General features: G+C 66.2%; 19 protein-coding genes. 15 read left to right on the top strand and 4 right to left on the bottom strand.

The genetic code is table 11. From position 1 onward, the window contains the following. Nucleotides 1-13 precede the first annotated feature (13 nt). Entirely contained in the window at nucleotides 14-355 is a 342-nt protein-coding gene (locus tag AC3IT0_RS13860) for a DUF3039 domain-containing protein (protein WP_056349372.1), read from the top strand. Next, entirely contained in the window at nucleotides 355-2,139 is a 1,785-nt protein-coding gene (locus AC3IT0_RS13855; protein ID WP_489320339.1) for a DEAD/DEAH box helicase, read from the top strand. The genes AC3IT0_RS13860 and AC3IT0_RS13855 overlap by 1 nt, the downstream gene beginning before the upstream one ends. A 3-nt stretch (nucleotides 2,140-2,142) precedes the next feature. Here the strand turns inward: AC3IT0_RS13855 and AC3IT0_RS13850 are convergent, their stop codons facing one another. Together AC3IT0_RS13850 and AC3IT0_RS13845 are read right to left on the bottom strand one after the other, a co-directional pair. Then, a complete protein-coding gene (locus AC3IT0_RS13850; protein ID WP_489320338.1) occupies nucleotides 2,143-2,775 on the bottom strand; it encodes an isochorismatase family protein in 633 nt (210 codons plus the stop codon). Further along, nucleotides 2,775-4,103 carry a nicotinate phosphoribosyltransferase gene (locus AC3IT0_RS13845; RefSeq protein WP_489320337.1) on the bottom strand — a complete coding sequence of 443 codons (1,329 nt, stop codon included), beginning with the start codon at nucleotides 4,101-4,103 and terminating at the stop codon, nucleotides 2,775-2,777. The genes AC3IT0_RS13850 and AC3IT0_RS13845 overlap by 1 nt, the downstream gene beginning before the upstream one ends. Nucleotides 4,104-4,199: 96 nt before the next feature. Here AC3IT0_RS13845 and clpS point away from each other — a divergent pair, with 96 nt between their 5' ends. The 7 genes from clpS to AC3IT0_RS13810 all read left to right on the top strand — a co-directional run bounded on the left by clpS (nucleotide 4,200) and on the right by AC3IT0_RS13810 (nucleotide 9,367). Next, nucleotides 4,200-4,592, top strand: coding sequence for an ATP-dependent Clp protease adapter ClpS (clpS, locus tag AC3IT0_RS13840; protein WP_489320336.1), 393 nt, complete (start codon nucleotides 4,200-4,202; stop codon nucleotides 4,590-4,592). Continuing rightward, nucleotides 4,585-5,151, top strand: coding sequence for a DUF2017 domain-containing protein (locus AC3IT0_RS13835; protein ID WP_489320335.1), 567 nt, complete (start codon nucleotides 4,585-4,587; stop codon nucleotides 5,149-5,151). The genes clpS and AC3IT0_RS13835 overlap by 8 nt, the downstream gene beginning before the upstream one ends. Before the next feature lie 69 nt (nucleotides 5,152-5,220). Beyond that, entirely contained in the window at nucleotides 5,221-6,288 is a 1,068-nt protein-coding gene (murI, locus tag AC3IT0_RS13830) for a glutamate racemase (protein ID WP_489320334.1), read from the top strand. Further along, a complete protein-coding gene (locus AC3IT0_RS13825; protein ID WP_252565177.1) occupies nucleotides 6,285-7,082 on the top strand; it encodes an MBL fold metallo-hydrolase in 798 nt (265 codons plus the stop codon). Before murI ends, AC3IT0_RS13825 begins: the two co-directional genes overlap by 4 nt. A 70-nt stretch (nucleotides 7,083-7,152) precedes the next feature. Further along, on the top strand, nucleotides 7,153-7,911 hold the full coding sequence (rph, locus tag AC3IT0_RS13820; RefSeq protein ID WP_058932038.1) for a ribonuclease PH: 759 nt from the start codon (nucleotides 7,153-7,155) through the stop codon (nucleotides 7,909-7,911). 11 nt (nucleotides 7,912-7,922) lie between these two features. Continuing rightward, nucleotides 7,923-8,600: an RdgB/HAM1 family non-canonical purine NTP pyrophosphatase gene (rdgB, locus tag AC3IT0_RS13815; RefSeq protein ID WP_489320333.1), complete on the top strand. Its 678-nt coding sequence runs from the start codon at nucleotides 7,923-7,925 to the stop codon at nucleotides 8,598-8,600. Nucleotides 8,601-8,686: 86 nt separating this feature from the next. After that, nucleotides 8,687-9,367, top strand: a complete 681-nt coding sequence (locus AC3IT0_RS13810; RefSeq protein WP_489320332.1) for a VOC family protein — start codon at nucleotides 8,687-8,689, stop codon at nucleotides 9,365-9,367. A 166-nt stretch (nucleotides 9,368-9,533) separates the two neighbouring features. On the opposite strand, the gene AC3IT0_RS13805 is transcribed toward AC3IT0_RS13810, so the two are convergent. Further along, a complete protein-coding gene (locus tag AC3IT0_RS13805; protein WP_489323801.1) occupies nucleotides 9,534-10,310 on the bottom strand; it encodes a VTT domain-containing protein in 777 nt (258 codons plus the stop codon). A gap of 125 nt (nucleotides 10,311-10,435) precedes the next feature. On the opposite strand from AC3IT0_RS13805, the gene AC3IT0_RS13800 reads away from it, so the two are divergent. From AC3IT0_RS13800 to AC3IT0_RS13780, 5 genes are all read left to right on the top strand, one after another. Then, the gene (locus AC3IT0_RS13800) at nucleotides 10,436-10,837 is read left to right on the top strand and encodes a GntR family transcriptional regulator (protein ID WP_489320331.1); all 402 of its coding nucleotides are present in this window, start codon (nucleotides 10,436-10,438) and stop codon (nucleotides 10,835-10,837) included. Further along, nucleotides 10,834-11,766, top strand: a complete 933-nt coding sequence (locus AC3IT0_RS13795) for an ABC transporter ATP-binding protein (protein WP_489320330.1) — start codon at nucleotides 10,834-10,836, stop codon at nucleotides 11,764-11,766. Before AC3IT0_RS13800 ends, AC3IT0_RS13795 begins: the two co-directional genes overlap by 4 nt. Beyond that, nucleotides 11,763-12,449 (top strand): hypothetical protein, encoded by a 687-nt coding sequence (locus AC3IT0_RS13790; RefSeq protein WP_489320329.1) that lies wholly within the window; start codon nucleotides 11,763-11,765, stop codon nucleotides 12,447-12,449. Before AC3IT0_RS13795 ends, AC3IT0_RS13790 begins: the two co-directional genes overlap by 4 nt. A 101-nt stretch (nucleotides 12,450-12,550) precedes the next feature. Then, the gene (locus tag AC3IT0_RS13785; RefSeq protein ID WP_489320328.1) at nucleotides 12,551-13,543 is read left to right on the top strand and encodes a 3'-5' exonuclease; all 993 of its coding nucleotides are present in this window, start codon (nucleotides 12,551-12,553) and stop codon (nucleotides 13,541-13,543) included. A gap of 66 nt (nucleotides 13,544-13,609) precedes the next feature. Further along, nucleotides 13,610-14,128 (top strand): DUF4395 domain-containing protein, encoded by a 519-nt coding sequence (locus tag AC3IT0_RS13780; RefSeq protein WP_489320327.1) that lies wholly within the window; start codon nucleotides 13,610-13,612, stop codon nucleotides 14,126-14,128. Here the strand turns inward: AC3IT0_RS13780 and AC3IT0_RS13775 are convergent. After that, nucleotides 14,115-15,194, bottom strand: a complete 1,080-nt coding sequence (locus AC3IT0_RS13775; protein ID WP_489320326.1) for an ADP-ribosylglycohydrolase family protein — start codon at nucleotides 15,192-15,194, stop codon at nucleotides 14,115-14,117. The genes AC3IT0_RS13780 and AC3IT0_RS13775 overlap by 14 nt on opposite strands. 141 nt (nucleotides 15,195-15,335) lie before the next feature. Between AC3IT0_RS13775 and AC3IT0_RS13770 the strand changes: the two genes are divergently transcribed. After that, on the top strand, nucleotides 15,336-16,304 hold the full coding sequence (locus AC3IT0_RS13770) for an MIP/aquaporin family protein (protein ID WP_489320325.1): 969 nt from the start codon (nucleotides 15,336-15,338) through the stop codon (nucleotides 16,302-16,304). The last annotated feature ends 12 nt before the right edge of the window (nucleotides 16,305-16,316 follow it).

The raw sequence follows: 16,316 nt of genomic DNA, 5'->3' as shown, positions 1-16,316 counted from the left end.
ACGGGACGCTAAGATGGATGCCATGACTAGCATGACGGACCCTCTCGAAAACGACCCGATGCGCGAGCTTTCCGGGGCTGGAACGTCCACGGCAACGATCGAGCGCGAAGAGCTGCGCCAGGAAGTGGAGCCCGGTGACCGGGAACGCTTCTCGCACTACGTGCGCAAGGAAAAAATCATGGAATCCGCGCTGACGGGTGATCCTGTCATTGCCCTCTGCGGCAAAGTGTGGACGCCGGGCCGGGATCCGCAGAAGTTCCCGGTGTGCCCCATGTGCAAAGAGGTTTATGACGGCCTCCGCCCGGGCAACGACGGCGGCAAGGGTCCCGGAGGGGACTCGGGCAACAACAAGTAGTGACGGAGACGCTCTTTGGCGGCCCCACCCTGCCACCGGCCTATCCGGAACGCGCAGCCTGGGGAACCGCCCAAAAACTCCGTGCCTGGCAGCAGCAAGCCCTTGACCTCTACTTCAGGACCGATCCCCGAGACTTCCTGGCCGTAGCAACTCCCGGTGCCGGCAAGACCACCTTCGCGTTGCGCGTGGCCTCCATGCTCATCGAATCCGGGACGGTCAACCGGGTCACCATCGTGGCGCCCACGGACCACCTGAAACGGCAGTGGGCCGACGCCGCTGCCAAAGTCGGCATTGCCATCGACCCCAACTTCAAGAACGCCGACGGCCAGCACGGCCGCGGCTTCGTTGGCGTTGCTGTCACGTACGCCCAGGTGGCCAGCAAGCCCATGCTGCACCGCGCCAAGACCGAGGCCGCCCGCACGCTGGTGATCCTGGACGAGATCCACCACGGCGGCGAAGCCCTGTCCTGGGGCGACGGTCTCCGCGAAGCGTTTGACCCTGCGGCGCGGCGCCTCTCCCTGACCGGTACGCCGTTCCGCTCCGACACCTCGCCCATCCCGTTTGTTGAATACGCGCAGGACAAGGACGGCATCCGGCGCTCGAAAGCTGACTACACCTACGGCTATGGCAACGCCCTGCGTGACCACGTAGTGCGCCCCGTTATGTTCATGGCCTACTCGGGCCAGATGCGGTGGCGCACAAGTGCCGGCGAGGAAATGGCGGCCTCCCTCGGCGAGTCCGCGGTCACCAAGGACGTCACGTCGCAGGCGTGGCGGACGGCACTGAACCCGGCAGGGGAATGGATACCCGCTGTCCTGGCGGGCGCGGACAAACGCCTCAGTGAAGTGCGCCGCACGGTCCCGGACGCCGGCGGGCTGGTCATCGCCACGGACCACGAGGATGCCAGGGCCTATGCCGGGCAGCTGAAAAGGATCACCGGCGAATCGCCCACCGTGATCCTTTCCGACGACGCCAAGGCCTCGGAGAAGATCGAGGAATTCACCGCGAGCGAAAAGCGCTGGATGGTTGCGGTCCGCATGGTGTCCGAAGGCGTGGACGTGCCCCGGCTTTCCGTTGGCGTCTATGCGACATCCACGTCCACGCCGCTGTTCTTTGCCCAGGCCGTGGGCCGCTTTGTGCGTGCCCGGAAGCGCGGCGAAACGGCCTCGGTGTTCCTGCCGTCCGTGCCGCAGCTGATGGCCCTGGCCAACTCGATGGAGGCCGAACGCGACCACGCGCTGGACCGCCCCGAGAAAGAGGACAGCGACGGCCTGTTCAATCCCGAGGACTCGCTGATGGAAGAGGCGAACCGGGAGGACAAGGCGTCCGACAGCCTCACCAAGGGCAAGTTCGAGGCCCTCGACTCACAGGCGTCCTTCGACCGCGTATTGTTCGACGGCGGCGAGTTCGGCACCGGGGGAGAGGTGGGCTCGGAGGACGAACTGGACTTCCTGGGCATCCCCGGGCTGCTGGACGCAGAGCAGGTGGGGACGCTGCTGCGGCAGCGCCAGCACGAACAGCTCAACCGCAAGAACCGGCGCGCACCGGCAGCCGAGCCGGCCGCCGCGGCGCCGGCCATACCGGACCACCGGATGCTGATGGACCTGCGCAACGAGCTGGCCAAAAACGTTGCGGCGTGGTCGGCACGGACCGGGACCCCGCACGGTGTGGTGCACACGAAGCTGCGGACGGTCTGCGGAGGCCCGCCGGTTGCCCAGGCGAACGAAGAGCAGCTTCAGTCCAGGCTGCGCAAGCTCCAGGACTGGTTCATCGGCCGGAAGTAGAACTCAGGCGACTTCAACGCCGCCGAGCTCCATTTCGGCGACGGCATCCTCCAGGTCCTCGGCGATGCCGGCGGTGAGTGAGCGGATGACAGTGACGGAATAGCCGGCCTGGACCGCATCCAGCGAGGTGGCCATAACGCAGAAGTCGGTGGCGATCCCCACCACTACAACGTCCTCCACGTCGTGGCTTTGCAGCCAGTCGTCCAGTCCGATCGCGTTGTCCGCCGGTGCGTAGGCAGCCGCGTCAGCGGGCATGGCGCCCGGCTGGCGTTCCCCGGGAGGGACGGCATCCTCGGGTGCCAGCAGTCCCTCAAAGCCGGAATACGCCGCGGTGAACTGGCCCTTCTGGAAGTAGGCCTGGATGTATTCGGTGTCCAGGTCGGGATGGAGTTCGGCACCGCGCGTGCCGGCGACGCAGTGCCGCGGCCAGCTGTCCTTGAGATCGGGCGTGTCGGAAAAATGCGCGCCGGGATCGATGTGCCAGTCCTGCGTGGCAACAATGTGGTCGAACTCGTTGTGATGGGCGTCCACGTACTCGCTGATGGCTCCGGCAACATCGGCACCGCCGGCCACGGCCAGGGAGCCGCCCTCGCAGAAGTCGTTCTGGACGTCAACGATGATCAGGGCGCGGGACATTAGTTCTCCTCGTAGATGGTGGGGATGGCAGGCTCGCCGCGCTGCAGGCGGTTGACGACGCCAGGCAGTTCGGCCATGGTGTCCGCGTGCCGCTGGCGGGCGCGGACCACACCCTCGTGTCCGGTCCAGCCCGGCAGCAGCTCACCGTTCTTCATAAACTGCTGAAGCAGCGGCCGGTCGTTGCCGTCGTCTTCGGGGCGATGGCCGATGCCCACAATCTCCTGGGTTGCCACGCCGCGCTCGTTGAGCTTGCGCAGCGCATACTTGCGGCCGCCCTTGCTGGTCTTGTTCTTGGCCACTTTCGCCACGGAGACAAAATTGCCGGCGTCGTCGGTGCGGCTGACGAGCTTGTAGACCATGCTCGCTGTGGGTGCACCGGATCCGGTGACCAGCGAGGTCCCCACACCGTAGGAATCCACCGGGGCGGACTGCAGTGCGGCGATGGCGAACTCGTCCAGGTCCGAGGTGACCACGATCTTGGTGTTCACGTTGCCGAGCTCGTCCAGGAGGCGCCGGACCCACTGGGCCTGGGCCACGAGGTCGCCGGAGTCCAGCCGGACGCCCCCAAGCTGGGGCCCTGCCAACTCGACGGCGGCACGCACCGCTGCTTCGACGTCGTACGTGTCCACCAGCAGCGAGGTGCCGGTTCCGAGGGAGGCGATCTGCGCCTCAAAGGCTTCCCGCTCGGTGTCGTGGAGCAGCGTGAAGGAGTGCGCGGCGGTCCCGACCGTTTTGATGCCGTAGCGGATGCCGGCCTCGAGGTTGGAGGTGCTGTCGAACCCCGCGATGAAGGCGGCGCGGGCGGCCGCTGCCGCCGACTCCTCGTGCGTGCGCCGGGATCCCATTTCAATGCAGGGCCGGTTGCCTGCCGCGGTGATCATGCGGGAGGCGGCGGAGGCGATGGCACTGTCATGGTTCAGGACCGAGAGCAGGTAGGTCTCCAGCATGCAGGCTTCGGCAAACGTTGATTCGACAATCAGGATGGGGGAGTTGGGGAAGTACGCCTCGCCCTCCGGGTAGCCCCAGATGTCACCGGAAAAGCGGTAGTTCGCCAGATAGTCCAGGGTGTCCTGGTTGACCACGCCGGTCCGGCCCAGGAAGTCCAGCTCCGCTTCGCCGAACCGGAAGTCGGCGATGCCTTCCAGCAGGCGGCCCGTTCCCGCCACAATCCCGTACCGCCGGCCGTCGGGCAGGCGCCGGGCAAAGGCCTCGAAGACCGAACGGCGGTGCGCGGCGCCCGAGTGCAGCGACGCCTGCAGCATGGTCAGCTCGTAGCGGTCTGTGTAAAAGGACGTGCGGGGATGGTCCCAGCCGGCGGAGGTACTCACAAAATTCACTCTAGTCCCCACCGGCTCCCCCGTCTCGCTTCGCTTCGCCGATGGGCCCTCGCCGGCGTGGGCCCATCCTCCCCATAGAATGGACAGATGACCTTAAGCGTTGCGCTCGGCCCCGATACACAGGAGGGCACCCGGACCGGGACAGAGGCGTCCACCGACTCCCTGACCGCCCCGGACATCCCCTGGAACCTGGTGATCTGGAACGATCCCGTCAACCTGATGAGCTACGTCAGCTACGTCTTCCAAAGCTACTTCGGCTACAACGAGGCCAAGGCCAACAAGCTCATGATGGAAGTCCACAAAAAGGGCCGGTCCATTGTTGCCCACGGCAGCAAGGAACAGGTTGAGCGGCATGCCGTGGCCATGCACGGCTTCGGCCTCTGGGCCACCGTGGAGAAAGCCACGGGCGGAACCGGTGGAAACTCCAAAAACTCAGGAAAATCCGGCGGGTCCGGGCAGGGCAAGGGGAAACGTGGCTAAGGCATTCAAAAACGGGCTCAAGGGCATCACCGGGTTCCTGGAACCCGCCGAACGGGAACTGCTCCGCAGCCTGATCGATGACGTCATCTCGATGCTCCAGCCGGCCGAACACACCAGCCAGGATCCGCTGGCCGCCCTGATCGGCCTGGACATGGATGTCCAGGAACCGACGGACCGTGCCGTTAAGCGGTTGCTGCCCAACGTGATGAAGAACGACGACGGCGCGTCCCTGGAGTTCCGCCAGCTCACCGAGCGCTCGCTGCGGGAAACCAAGATCGGCGCGCTGCGCGCCGCCGCGCTGGACCTGGACAAGGACGAAGTGGTCCTCACCGCCGAAGGGGCCAGGCTCTGGTCCATGGCCCTGAACGACGTGCGCCTGGTGCTGGCGGAACGCCTGGATATCCGGGATGAAGAGGACGCCGAGCACGTGCACCTGATGCAGGACTGGTCCCAGGCCGAGGATGTGGAAAGCTACCTTGCCCTGGTGTACAACTTCACCACGTGGCTGCAGGAGTCCCTGGTCCAGGCGATGCTCCAGTCCCTGGACTCACGGGCCTGAACCGCTGTCCTGTTACGGGATTCGGCCGCCAGTGTGACAAATTTGACATGAGTCGGGCGCCACAATGTGATGGCTGCGGCCCCGGGGAAGACCTATCCTCGAATAATCATGACTACACCCTCGAGCATGGATCCGTCAGGAGCAGCCGCATCGGACTCCTCAGCCAGCAGCACCACCGCCCAGGTGGGGTCCCGCCCCATCGGCGTCTTTGATTCCGGTGTCGGCGGACTGACCGTGGCGCGGTCCATCATCGACCAGCTCCCCAACGAGTCCATCCTCTACGTGGGGGATACCGCCAACGGGCCCTACGGGCCGTTGCCCATCGCCGAAGTCCGCGCCAACGCCCTGGGTGTGATGGACGAACTGGTGGACTCCGGCGTCAAGCTGCTGACCATCGCCTGCAACTCGGCGTCGGCCGCTGTCCTGAGGGACGCCCGCGAGCGGTACACCGCCAAATACGGCATTCCCGTCATCGAGGTGATCCAGCCGGCCGTCCGGCGGGCTGTCGCTGCCACCAGGAGCGGGCGCATCGGCGTCATCGGTACCTCCGCCACCGTTGGTTCACGGGCTTACGAAGACACGTTCGCCGCCGCGCCGGACCTGGCGATCACCTCCGTGGCCTGCCCCGAGTTCGTGAGCTACGTGGAGGCCGGGATCACCACCGGACCCGCCCTGCTGGCCGTTGCCGAAGAATACCTGGCGCCCCTGAAGGCGGCCGGCGTGGACACCGTGGTGCTGGGGTGCACGCACTATCCGCTGCTGACCGGCGTCATTTCCTTCGTGATGGGCGACGCCGTGACGCTCGTATCCAGCGCCGAGGAAACGGCCAAGGACGTGTACCGGGCCCTGGCCACGCACGATCTGCAGCGCACGGCCGCAACACCGCCGGAACACCATTTCATCGCCACCGGTGACGCCAGCCAGTTCGAAACACTGGCCCGCCGTTTCCTGGGCCCGGAGGTCCTGTCCGTCCGGCACGTGGACCACGTGGCCGCCCAGTACCCCACCGGCAGCCTGGCGCGCATCACCCCCGAGATGATCGCCGCCGCCCAGACCGCCAGCGCCCGGCAGTCGTCGTCGGGACCCCGGATTTCGAACTTTGTGGGCGCGCACCGGGCCGGAGGTCCTGCCCTGTGAAGCTCACCATCGTCGGCTGCACCGGCTCCTTTCCCGGCCCGGGCTCCCCGGCGTCCTGCTACCTCCTGACCGCCAATGACGGCGAGCGGACGTGGAAGATCGTGATGGACCTGGGCAGCGGAGCCTTGGGCGCCATCCAGCGGTACACGGACCTTGAGGACATCGACGCGATCTTCCTGACCCACCTGCACCCGGACCACTGCATGGACCTGTGCGGCCTGCACGTGGCCGTCCGCTGGAAGCCCGGCGGCTGGGGACGCGGCAGGATTCCGGTGTGGGGCCCCGCCGCGACGGCGGACCGGATGGCCACCGCCTACGGCCTGGAGCTGGATCCGGGGATGCACGAGGAATTCGACTTCACCAACTGGACCGAACGGGAATCCGTCACGGTGGGGCCGTTCACGGTGACGCCGTTCGCGGTGAACCATCCGGTGGAGGAGGCCTACGCCCTGCGGGTGGAAGTGACCGAACCGGACAAACAGGGCAACCCGGTCAGCCGGGTCCTGACGTATTCCGGGGACACCGATTCCTGCGCAGGACTGGAGGAAGCGGCGAAGGACGCTGACCTGTTCCTGTGCGAGGCCGCCTTTGAGGAAGGCCGCGATGACGACATCAAGGATGTCCACCTGACCGGAAAGCGCGCCGGCGAGGCGGCAGAGAGCGCGGGCGCCCGCCGGCTGCTGCTCACTCACATCCCCGTCTGGACATCGCCCACCACCGTTATGGCCGAAGCGCGCCCCGTGTTCGGCGGCGATGTGGCCGTTGCGGTGGCCGGTGTGCACTACACCGTTTAGGGCCGTTGCCCCCCAGCCCACTGCTCTTGCCGCGGCGGGACGGGTCTCCATGAGTCGATAAGCTAAAGGCATGACTTCTGAAGCAACCGCAGTGCCCGTAGTGCGCGCCGATGGCCGCGCCCCCGACCAGCTCCGCCCCATCAGCATCACCCGCGGATGGTCCAAGCAGGCCGAGGGATCGGCCCTCATCGAGTTCGGCAACACCAGGGTCCTGTGCACGGCGTCCCTGACGGCAGGGGTGCCGCGCTGGCTCAAGGGCGAAGGCCGCGGCTGGGTCACGGCGGAATACGCCATGCTTCCCCGGGCCACCAACACGCGCTCCGACCGCGAATCGGTCAAAGGGAAAATCGGCGGGCGGACCCACGAGATTTCGCGGCTGATCGGACGCTCGCTGCGCTCCATCATCGACACCAAGGCCCTGGGCGAAAACACGATTGTCCTGGACTGCGACGTCCTCCAGGCCGACGGCGGAACCCGCACCGCGGCCATCACCGGCGCCTACGTGGCGCTGGCGGACGCCATCCGTTTCGCCCGCGACAACAAGCTGATCGCCAAGAACGCCCAGCCCCTGATCGACACCATCGCAGCCGTTTCGGTCGGCATCATCGACGGCGTGCCCATGCTGGACCTGCCCTACGTGGAGGATGTCCGCGCCGAGACCGACATGAACGTGGTGGTCACCGGCTCCGGGAAGTTCGTGGAAGTCCAGGGCACCGCAGAGGGCGCTCCCTTCGACCGGGACGAGCTGAACCAGCTGCTGGACCTGGCCCTGCTGGGCACCACCGCACTGGCGGCGATCCAGCGCGAAACCCTCGCAGACGCTCTGTGAACACCAGCGCCGTGAACCCGAACGCAGTGAACGCTGAACCTGAGGCCCCGACGGCACCGCGACTCGTCCTGGCAACGCACAACAAAGGCAAGCTCCGGGAGCTCCGCGAGCTGCTGCGCGGACAGGTCCCCGGGCTCGACGTCGACACCCAGGTGGTGGACGCCGCGGCGGCAGGTGCGCCCGACGTCGTCGAAACCGGGGTGACGTTCGCCGAAAACGCGCTGTTGAAGGCGCGGGCCGTGGCCGAAGCCACGGGCCTGGTGGCCATTGCCGACGACTCGGGGCTGGCCGTGGACGTGCTGGGCGGGGCGCCGGGAATCTTTTCCGCGCGCTGGTCTGGCCGGCACGGTGACGATGCCGCCAACCTGAGGCTCCTGCTTGACCAGCTTGCCGATGTCCCGGACGGGCACCGGGGGGCTGCATTTGTCTGCGCTGCGGCCCTGGCGGTCCCGGGCCCCGGTGCCAGCGGCCGTGAAGTGGTGGAGTATGGCCAGCTTGAGGGAACCCTGCTGCGTGAACCCCGCGGTGACGGTGGCTTCGGCTACGATCCAGTGCTGCAGCCGGCTGGCGAGGACCGCAGCTGCGCTGAATTGTCACCGGCTGAAAAGAACGCCATCAGCCACCGGGGCAAGGCCTTCCGGGCCCTCGTGCCGGCCATCGTCGAGGCACTCGCCCGCCCCCGCCCGTAACCTGCCGGGAGTTGGTTGCGCTTGAGGTTCCCTCAGCGGGCGGTTCCGTCGGGCAGCAATTGCGGCGGGGCCGATATGATGTTGCTGTGAACGCGCGCATCGATCACCTGGTGATTGCCGCAGATTCGCTGGAACAGGGCGCGGCCTGGTGCGAAGCCACGTTCGGCGTTCAGCCCTCCGGTGGCGGCAAGCATGCCCTAATGGGCACACACAATCGAGTGATGGACATCAGCACGGTGCGCTTCCCGCAGTGCTATCTGGAGATCATCGCGATTGATCCTGAAGCGCCGGCGCTGGGACGGCCCCGGTGGTTCGGGCTGGACCAGCCAACGTTGCGGGAGGCTGTGCGCGAACTTCCCCGACTGGTGCACGCCGTCGCGCGGACGGGCACGATCGAAACGCTGCGGCAGAGCCTGGCCAACTGCGACCTCGACCCCGGCGAACCGCTGGCAGCGCAGCGCGATACTCCGCACGGACTGTTGAAGTGGCGCATCACAGTACGCGACGATGGCCGCACCGAATGCGTTGGCGCGTTGCCGACTTTGATCGAATGGGCGGGAGTCCATCCATGTGAGCACCTCCCGCAGACGCCCCTGGAGCTGCAGGACCTGATATTGCGTGGCGTGCCGCAGGAGGCGCTTGACGTGTTGCAGCTGCCAGAAGTGCGCGCGACCCCTGTCGAGCCTGCCCACCCTGCCCCGCTCAGTGCCACGCTGAACTCACCGCGCGGCACCGTGACGATCGATGGCTGGCACGCCGACGACTGAAACGACGCAACGGGGCGGGGGTTCGCGTCGCCGCAGCAAAACGCGGAGTTTTGTCCAGATATCGCGACTTAGTGGGCCTCAAACGGGCGAATCTGGACAGAAACTCTGGAGGGAAGAGGGGAGGACTGTTCAGGCGGTGGTCGGGGAGGGAGTGTGTGACCGGGACTCAGTGGTCCCGGTGGGTTTTCCGCTCGGCTTCGGGTTCGTGTTCCTCAATGAATTCCTCGACGGCGTCTGTGCCGAATTTGGCAGCCTGGCGCTTGGCGGAAATGCCGCGGAGTACTTCGATGCCGATCGGAATCACGGAGACCAGCACGATGGCGATGAAGATGATGTCCAGGTTTTCCCTGACCCACGGGACCCGGTCACCCAGCAAGTAGCCCAGCAGCGTAACGCCACTGCCCCACAGGACTGCGCCGATCACGTTGAACAGGAAAAACTTCTTTTTGTTCATCTGGGCCACGCCCACGATCACGGGCACAAAGGTCCTGATGATCGGCACGAAGCGCGCCAGGATCAGGGCCTTGCCGCCGTGCTTTTCGAAGAAGGCGTGTGCGTTCTCCACGTTTTCGCGCTTGAACAGGCGCGAGTTTGGCTTGTTGAAGATGGCGGGACCGGCCTTGGAACCGATCAGGTAACCGGTCTGGTTGCCGATGATGGCGGAAACGGTGATCAGGAGCGCCAGGAGCCAGACATTGAATTTGATGGTGTCAGTGGCCACCAGCAGCCCTGCCGTGAACAGCATCGAATCTCCGGGCAGGAAGAATCCCACCAGCAGACCTGTCTCGGCGAAGACAATTCCGCAGACCAGCAGCACCACCCACGGGGCAAGTGCGGGATCGGCCAGGAAAATCTGGGGGTTCAGCCAGTCGGGCAGGAAGGAGGCCAGTTGCGGCTGGACCGGTCCTGCACCGCCCAGCATGGGCGCGGCAAGGTCGCTGATCGCAAGAAAGTTCACCTCCTCAGGGTACTTGACGTACCAGGGCCTCCTGGTTGTATGGTTAGTTACATAAGTAACTAACCAGTGAGGCTTGGCCAGCCTCGTGGATGAAGACCAAGGCGGCGCCAGTGATTGATGACAGCAGGCCGATCTTCCTGCAGATCGCCGCACTGATAGAAAACGACATCGTGGACGGAAACCTCCCGGAAGAATCCCAGGTCCCGTCCACCAACGAGTTCGCGGCGTTCCATCGGATCAACCCGGCCACGGCAGCAAAAGGCGTGAACCTGCTGGTGGAAGAGGGAATCCTCTACAAAAGGCGTGGGATAGGCATGTTTGTCTGCACCGGTGCCCGGGCGGCTTTGGTGTCGCGCCGGACCCAGGAATTCTTTGAGCAGTACGTGCGGCCGCTGGCAGCGGAAGCCCGCAAGCTGGGCATTCCGGCGGACGAGCTCAGCCGCATGATCCTCCGCGGCGCAGAGGCCGCGACGGCAGCGGACGGCAACCAGGAAAGGAGCGCGGCATTGTGAACGGAACAGTGGTTGAAGCAAGGAATCTCACAAAGCGGTACCGGGATGTCCTCGCACTCGACAACGTGAACATCAAGCTTTCAGCTGGCCGGATCTATGGCCTCCTGGGCCGCAACGGTGCCGGCAAGACCACCCTGATGTCGGTCCTGACGGCCCAGGCGTTCGCCACCTCGGGGGAGGCCCTGGTCTTCGGCGAGCACGCGTACGAAAACGACAGGGTCCTGTCCCGGATCTGCTTTATCCGCGAATCCCAGAAGTACCCCGATGACTTCACATCGTTCCATGCCTTTAAGGCCGCGCGGCTGCTGTTCCCCAACTGGGACCAGGCGTTCGCGGAACGGCTTATCAGCGACTTTGGACTCCCGGTCAAGCGGCGGATCAAGAAGCTCTCCCGGGGCCAGCTGTCCGCCGTGGGCGTGATCATTGGCCTGGCGTCACGGGCGGAGCTGACGTTCTTTGACGAACCGTACCTCGGGCTCGATGCCGTTGCCCGCCAGCTCTTCTACGACAGTCTCCTGGCCGACTTCACAGAATATCCGCGGACGATCGTCCTCTCCTCCCACCTCATTGACGAAGTAGCCAACCTCCTTGATCACGTCATTGTGATTGATGCGGGAAGGATCCTCATCGACGCCGAGGCGGATGTGCTGAGGGGGTCCGCGGCGACCGTGGTGGGCCCGGCAGACAAGGTGGACGCGTTCCTCGCGGGCAGGAAGGTCCTGCACCGCGAGACCATGGCCTCGCTGGCGTCGGTCACTGTTGACGAAGCCCTCAGTCCCGTGCAGCGGGCCGAAGCCGCCAGGGTGGGACTGGAAGTGGTTCCCGTCTCGCTGCAGCAGCTCGTTATCAGGAAGACCATGGACTACCACGCCCGGCGCCAGTTGCCAGGTGACGGACCGGAACGCAATGCATTGGAGGCAGCACGATGAGCAAGACAGTGGCGGTGGCGCGGATGCAACTCGTCACCAAATGGACGTATCTGGGGAACCCGCTGGTCATCCTCGCCGCGGCGTTTCTGCTGTCGATTGCGATCTTCGCCCTGATCCCGGTGGATGCACCCAAGTTCGGCGGCGGGAGCCAGGCTCCACTCTGGTACTTCATGGTGCTGGGCATCCAGAGCATGACGCTGGCTTTCCCGTTTTCGCAGGCGCTGAGCGTGAGCCGCCGGGCCTTCTACCTGGGTACCCTCGGCCTGTTTTCCCTGCTCGCCGTGGCCATGACGGCCATCTACCTCCTGGGCGGCATCGTTGAACGGGCCACCAACGGCTGGGGCGTCAACGGATTCTTCTTCGCGATCCCCTGGGTTGCGGACGGGCCCTGGTACGGCACGGCGGTGTTCTATTTCGCGATCATGATGTTTATGTTCATCATCGGCTTCTGGTTCGCCACGATCTACAAACGCTGGGGGACCACCGGGATGCTGGTCTCCCTGATCGGCTCGGCGGTGCTGTTGCTCGGGATTGTGGCGCTGGCGACGCTGAACGAGTGGTGGGGGAGCATCGGCTTCTGGTTCGTCCAGCAGACTCCGCTGACCATGGGCGCCTGGGCTGCCGCCCTGTGCGTGGTGCTTGCCTGCGGCTCCTACCTCACGTTGCGGCGCGCGATTCCCTAACCCGCCACCCGACTCGCCACCCGGCGTCGGACGCGTGATATCCGCGACAGGGCCGCCCTGGTGACACGGGAACGGGCCTGTCCGGCGGTAAAGTATGGGCCGTGGGTTTGGACTTTACGGCGATCGACTTCGAGACGGCCAATGGCTTCCGGGGTTCACCGTGCGCGGTTGGCCTGACGAAGGTGCGGGGCGGGCGCGTGGTGGATGAGGCGTCATGGCTGATGCGGCCGCCGGCCAACCACGACCACTTCGAGTACCACAACGTCAGGGTCCACGGCATCAAAGCCACGGACGTCGCCGGCCGTCCCCGCTTCGGGGACCTGTTCCCGGAGATTGGTGCCTTCATCGGGGACGACATCCTGGCGGCGCACAACGCGGCCTTTGACCTGGGTGTGATCCGGTCAGGGCTTGAGGTCTCCGGACTGCCCGGCCCTGCCTACGACTACGTCTGCACGGTGATGCTGGCACGGCGCTGCTACTCCCTGGTCTCCAATTCCCTGCCGTTCGCTGCAGAGGAAGCCGGCGTGCCGCTGGTCAACCACCACGACGCCGCAGAAGACGCCCGGGCCTGCGCCGGCATCCTCATCGATATCGCTGCGCGGAACAACGCCAACAGCATTGCCGAACTTTACCTCTCGCTGGGCCTGGTGCTGCCGCATCAGGAGGCGTTTGACCCGGCGCGCGATGTCCTGTCCAAAGCCAGCCTTACCGCACTCGCCGGCGCCGCTGGCGGAAACAGCGCCGCGCCGGTGCGCCCGTTCCTGTCCGGCTGGCCGGAGGAGGGCGAGAACCCCGTCCCCAATGCCGACGCCGAACCCTCCCACCCGCTGTACGGCCAGACCGTCGTCTTCACCGGCGAACTCTCCATGGCCCGGCCGGAAGCGAAGGTGCGTTCGGCCGAGCTGGGTGCCCGGCCGGAAAGCCGGGTTACGGCCCGCACCACGGTGCTCGTGGTGGGTGACGGCTTTGTGGCCTCGGACCTGCGGTCCGGCAGGCTGACCGGCAAGGCCCGGCGCGTCCTGGAGCTCCACGACCGCGGCCAGCCCATTGAAGTGCTCTCCGAAGGCGAGTTCCTGCAGATGGTGGGCGGCTGAGCCGTCCAGCGTTCATCCGGCGCAACAAATCTTCCCTGCGGCAGGCCCTGCTCCTAGCCTTGCAGGATGAGCAATCCAACGGACGGCCAAACCAACGGAATCAACTGGTCCGCCGTGTTCGCCTTTCCCAACCCCGTCAATGAGTACGCGGCCCGGATCACCGCAGGCCTCGTGGTGCTCCTGGCGGGCGCCACGCTGTTGAGCGGGTCCGTTTGGGGACTGGTGCTGATCGCCGCGGGCTTCTGGCTGCGGGTTCTCTTCGGGCCACGGATTTCGCCGCTGGCATTGCTCTCCGTCAAGGTCCTGGCGCCCCGGCTGGGCCGCGTTCGCCTGGTTCCGGGGCCGCCCAAGCGTTTTGCCCAGGGCATGGGAACGGTGGTGTCCACTACGGCGCTGGTCCTGTTCCTTGCCGGTGCTGCCCCGGCAGCCTGGATTGCGCTCGCAGTACTCATTGCGGCTGCCTCGCTGGAGGCTTTCGCCGGATTCTGCCTCGGCTGCGTCATCTTCGGAGTGCTGCAGCGCCGGGGCCTGATCCCGGAGGAGATCTGCGAGGCCTGCAACAACGTCGCGCTCAGGCGGTCGTAACACGCACCAGCAGATCGGCCATGCCGCGGATGACGTCCGGCGCTTCGAGGGCATTGAGCCACTCCCGCGGCAGGCACTCTTCGCCGTAGAAGGCGCCCAGGATGTTCCCCGCGATGGATCCCGTGGAATCGCTGTCGCCGCTGTGGTTGACGGCCAGCGCGATGGCCGCCCGGAAATGGCCTTCCGGCGAAAGAGCTGAGTCGCCTGGCGCCGTGGCCAGGACAGCGTAAAGCCCGACGGCGAACGCCTCCTCCGCGACCCAGCCCTCGCCCAGTTGCCGGACAAGTTCCTCCGGCGACAGGATGCCAGTCCCCGCACAACGGATCGCAGCTTCGAGCCGCTCGGGAAGTTCCGCCGCCACATCCTTGAGGCCGCGCGCCTCGTCGAGGACTGCCGCCGCTGCGTGCGCCAGCGTGTCACCTGCCACCAGGCGGTGGATCAGTAGGCTGAAGCTGCCGGCACTTTGCCGTGCGGACGGATGGCCGTGCGTCAGGGAGGCGGCGTCGGCACTCAACTTATAGACGGCGTCGGACGCTATGTGGGGAATCAGGCCGAACGGTGCTGACCGCATCACCGTTCCGCAGCCCTTCGAATCAGGGTTCACGGGCCGGTATACCGTTCCCATTTCGCCGGTGGCCAGCCCGCTGATGCACGCGTTTCCCGGAGCGCGGCGGTGCCGGAGGACCTCATGACCGTCGATCCACCGCGGCGGCTGGGACGGAGCCTGCGGCGGTACGGACTCGCCCTGGGTGGCCAGCCAGCGGAGATAGGCCAGCCACAGGCAGGCGTTCACGTCGGCACCCACGCCGTCATTGGCCCATTCGAGGGCCTCCACCAGCCCGTCCACCGTGTACAGCGTCATCTGGGTGTCGTCCGAGAAGTGGCTCCCGCCGTCGAGCGCTGTGAGCTCCGTCAGGCCCGCGGGGCCGAAGCGCCGGCGGATCGATTCGATGGAGTCGAACTCCACCGCATAGCCCAGCGAGTCTCCCAAAGCCCCGCCCAAGAGGCAGCCGTGGATGCGGGACTTCAGCGGGGGCGCGGCAACGGGGCCCGGTTCAATGCTCATGACAGTAAATTTACCGTGGAGCGGAGGTGGAACGCGCCGGGGCGCCACGCCGTCCGTCCACTAAGCTCGGACTCAGGCAACGCCCAGAATCCCTTGGCAGAATGCTAAGGCACCACACCCAACGATAAGGATTGCCCCGCCATGACCACGCCCGTGCCCGTCCACCGTGATCCCGCCTCCGGGCTGACTGCCGGCAGCGGTGCCGAAATCCGGCACGGGCTGGTGTCCAGGCTGTCTGCCGAAGCCTTTGGCAGCCTCTTCATCGTGGTGGCAGGGCTGGGAGTGCCGCTCTTCTCCATTCCGCAGTCCAGTCCGTTGCCGGCCGCGCTCGCAGCAGGCCTGGCGGTGACCGCGGCGATGCTGGCGTTCGGCTACGTTTCCGGCGGACACTTCAACCCGGCCGTGACCGTTGGCCACGCCGTCGCCGGCCGGATCCGGCTCAGCGACGCCGCCGCATACATCGGCGCGCAGCTGGTGGGCGGGCTTCTCGGCGCCCTCGCACTCTTCGGCATCCTGCGCACCCTGCCGGGCATCCAGGACAGCCGCACGGCATTCGACACCGTAACCGCCGGCTTCGGCGAACATTCCATCATCCAGGCGCCCCTCGCCGGGGTGCTCCTGCTGGAAGTACTCGGGGCCGCCATCTTGGTCGCAGTCTTCCTGGGCACCACTGCGCGCAACAACGTCAACAAGACGGCAGCAGCTGTAGCCGTGGGCCTCGCGTTCGCCGTTCTGCTGCAGCTGGGCCTGTCCGTGGGCAACGCGCCGTTCAACCCCGCCCGCGCCACGGCCTCGGCCGTCTTCAGCTCCAGCTGGTCCCTTGAGCAGCTATGGCTGTTCTGGGTTGCTCCGCTGGCAGGCGCAGCCATCGCCGGGCTGGTCTTCCGTGGGTTCGCCGAGCCCGTTGTTGCCGCTGCGTCTGCTGACGGATCAGCCCTTGACGATGGTGATGTCGAGGGCACTGAGGATTTCGACGACAACGAGGATCCGGACGCCGTCGAAGAGGCCGCCGCGGGACCGGCTAAGGCAGTGGAACCTGCCAAGGCCGCCGCGGACGAGCCGGACAGCCGCGATGAGGCCCAGGAGTTCTTCGACGGAAAGCGCGGCTAGCTGGACTGACTG

The sequence above is a fragment of the Pseudarthrobacter sp. KH_020_B genome (genome assembly GCF_057840185.1).
The sequence above is the reverse complement of the archived record's forward strand: the minus strand, read 5'-3'. Positions and strand labels throughout refer to the sequence as shown.

Excerpts from the sequence above, each read along its gene's own strand:
- AC3IT0_RS13860 (WP_056349372.1), top strand. The coding sequence starts at position 14 with ATGGATGCCATGACTAGCATGACGGACCCTCTCGAAAACGACCCGATG.
- AC3IT0_RS13850 (WP_489320338.1), bottom strand. The coding sequence starts at position 2,775 with ATGTCCCGCGCCCTGATCATCGTTGACGTCCAGAACGACTTCTGCGAG.
- clpS (WP_489320336.1), top strand. The coding sequence starts at position 4,200 with ATGACCTTAAGCGTTGCGCTCGGCCCCGATACACAGGAGGGCACCCGG.
- murI (WP_489320334.1), top strand. The coding sequence starts at position 5,221 with ATGGCTGCGGCCCCGGGGAAGACCTATCCTCGAATAATCATGACTACA.
- rph (WP_058932038.1), top strand. The coding sequence starts at position 7,153 with ATGACTTCTGAAGCAACCGCAGTGCCCGTAGTGCGCGCCGATGGCCGC.
- AC3IT0_RS13790 (WP_489320329.1), top strand. The coding sequence starts at position 11,763 with ATGAGCAAGACAGTGGCGGTGGCGCGGATGCAACTCGTCACCAAATGG.
- AC3IT0_RS13780 (WP_489320327.1), top strand. The coding sequence starts at position 13,610 with ATGAGCAATCCAACGGACGGCCAAACCAACGGAATCAACTGGTCCGCC.
- AC3IT0_RS13775 (WP_489320326.1), bottom strand. The coding sequence starts at position 15,194 with ATGAGCATTGAACCGGGCCCCGTTGCCGCGCCCCCGCTGAAGTCCCGC.
- AC3IT0_RS13770 (WP_489320325.1), top strand. The coding sequence starts at position 15,336 with ATGACCACGCCCGTGCCCGTCCACCGTGATCCCGCCTCCGGGCTGACT.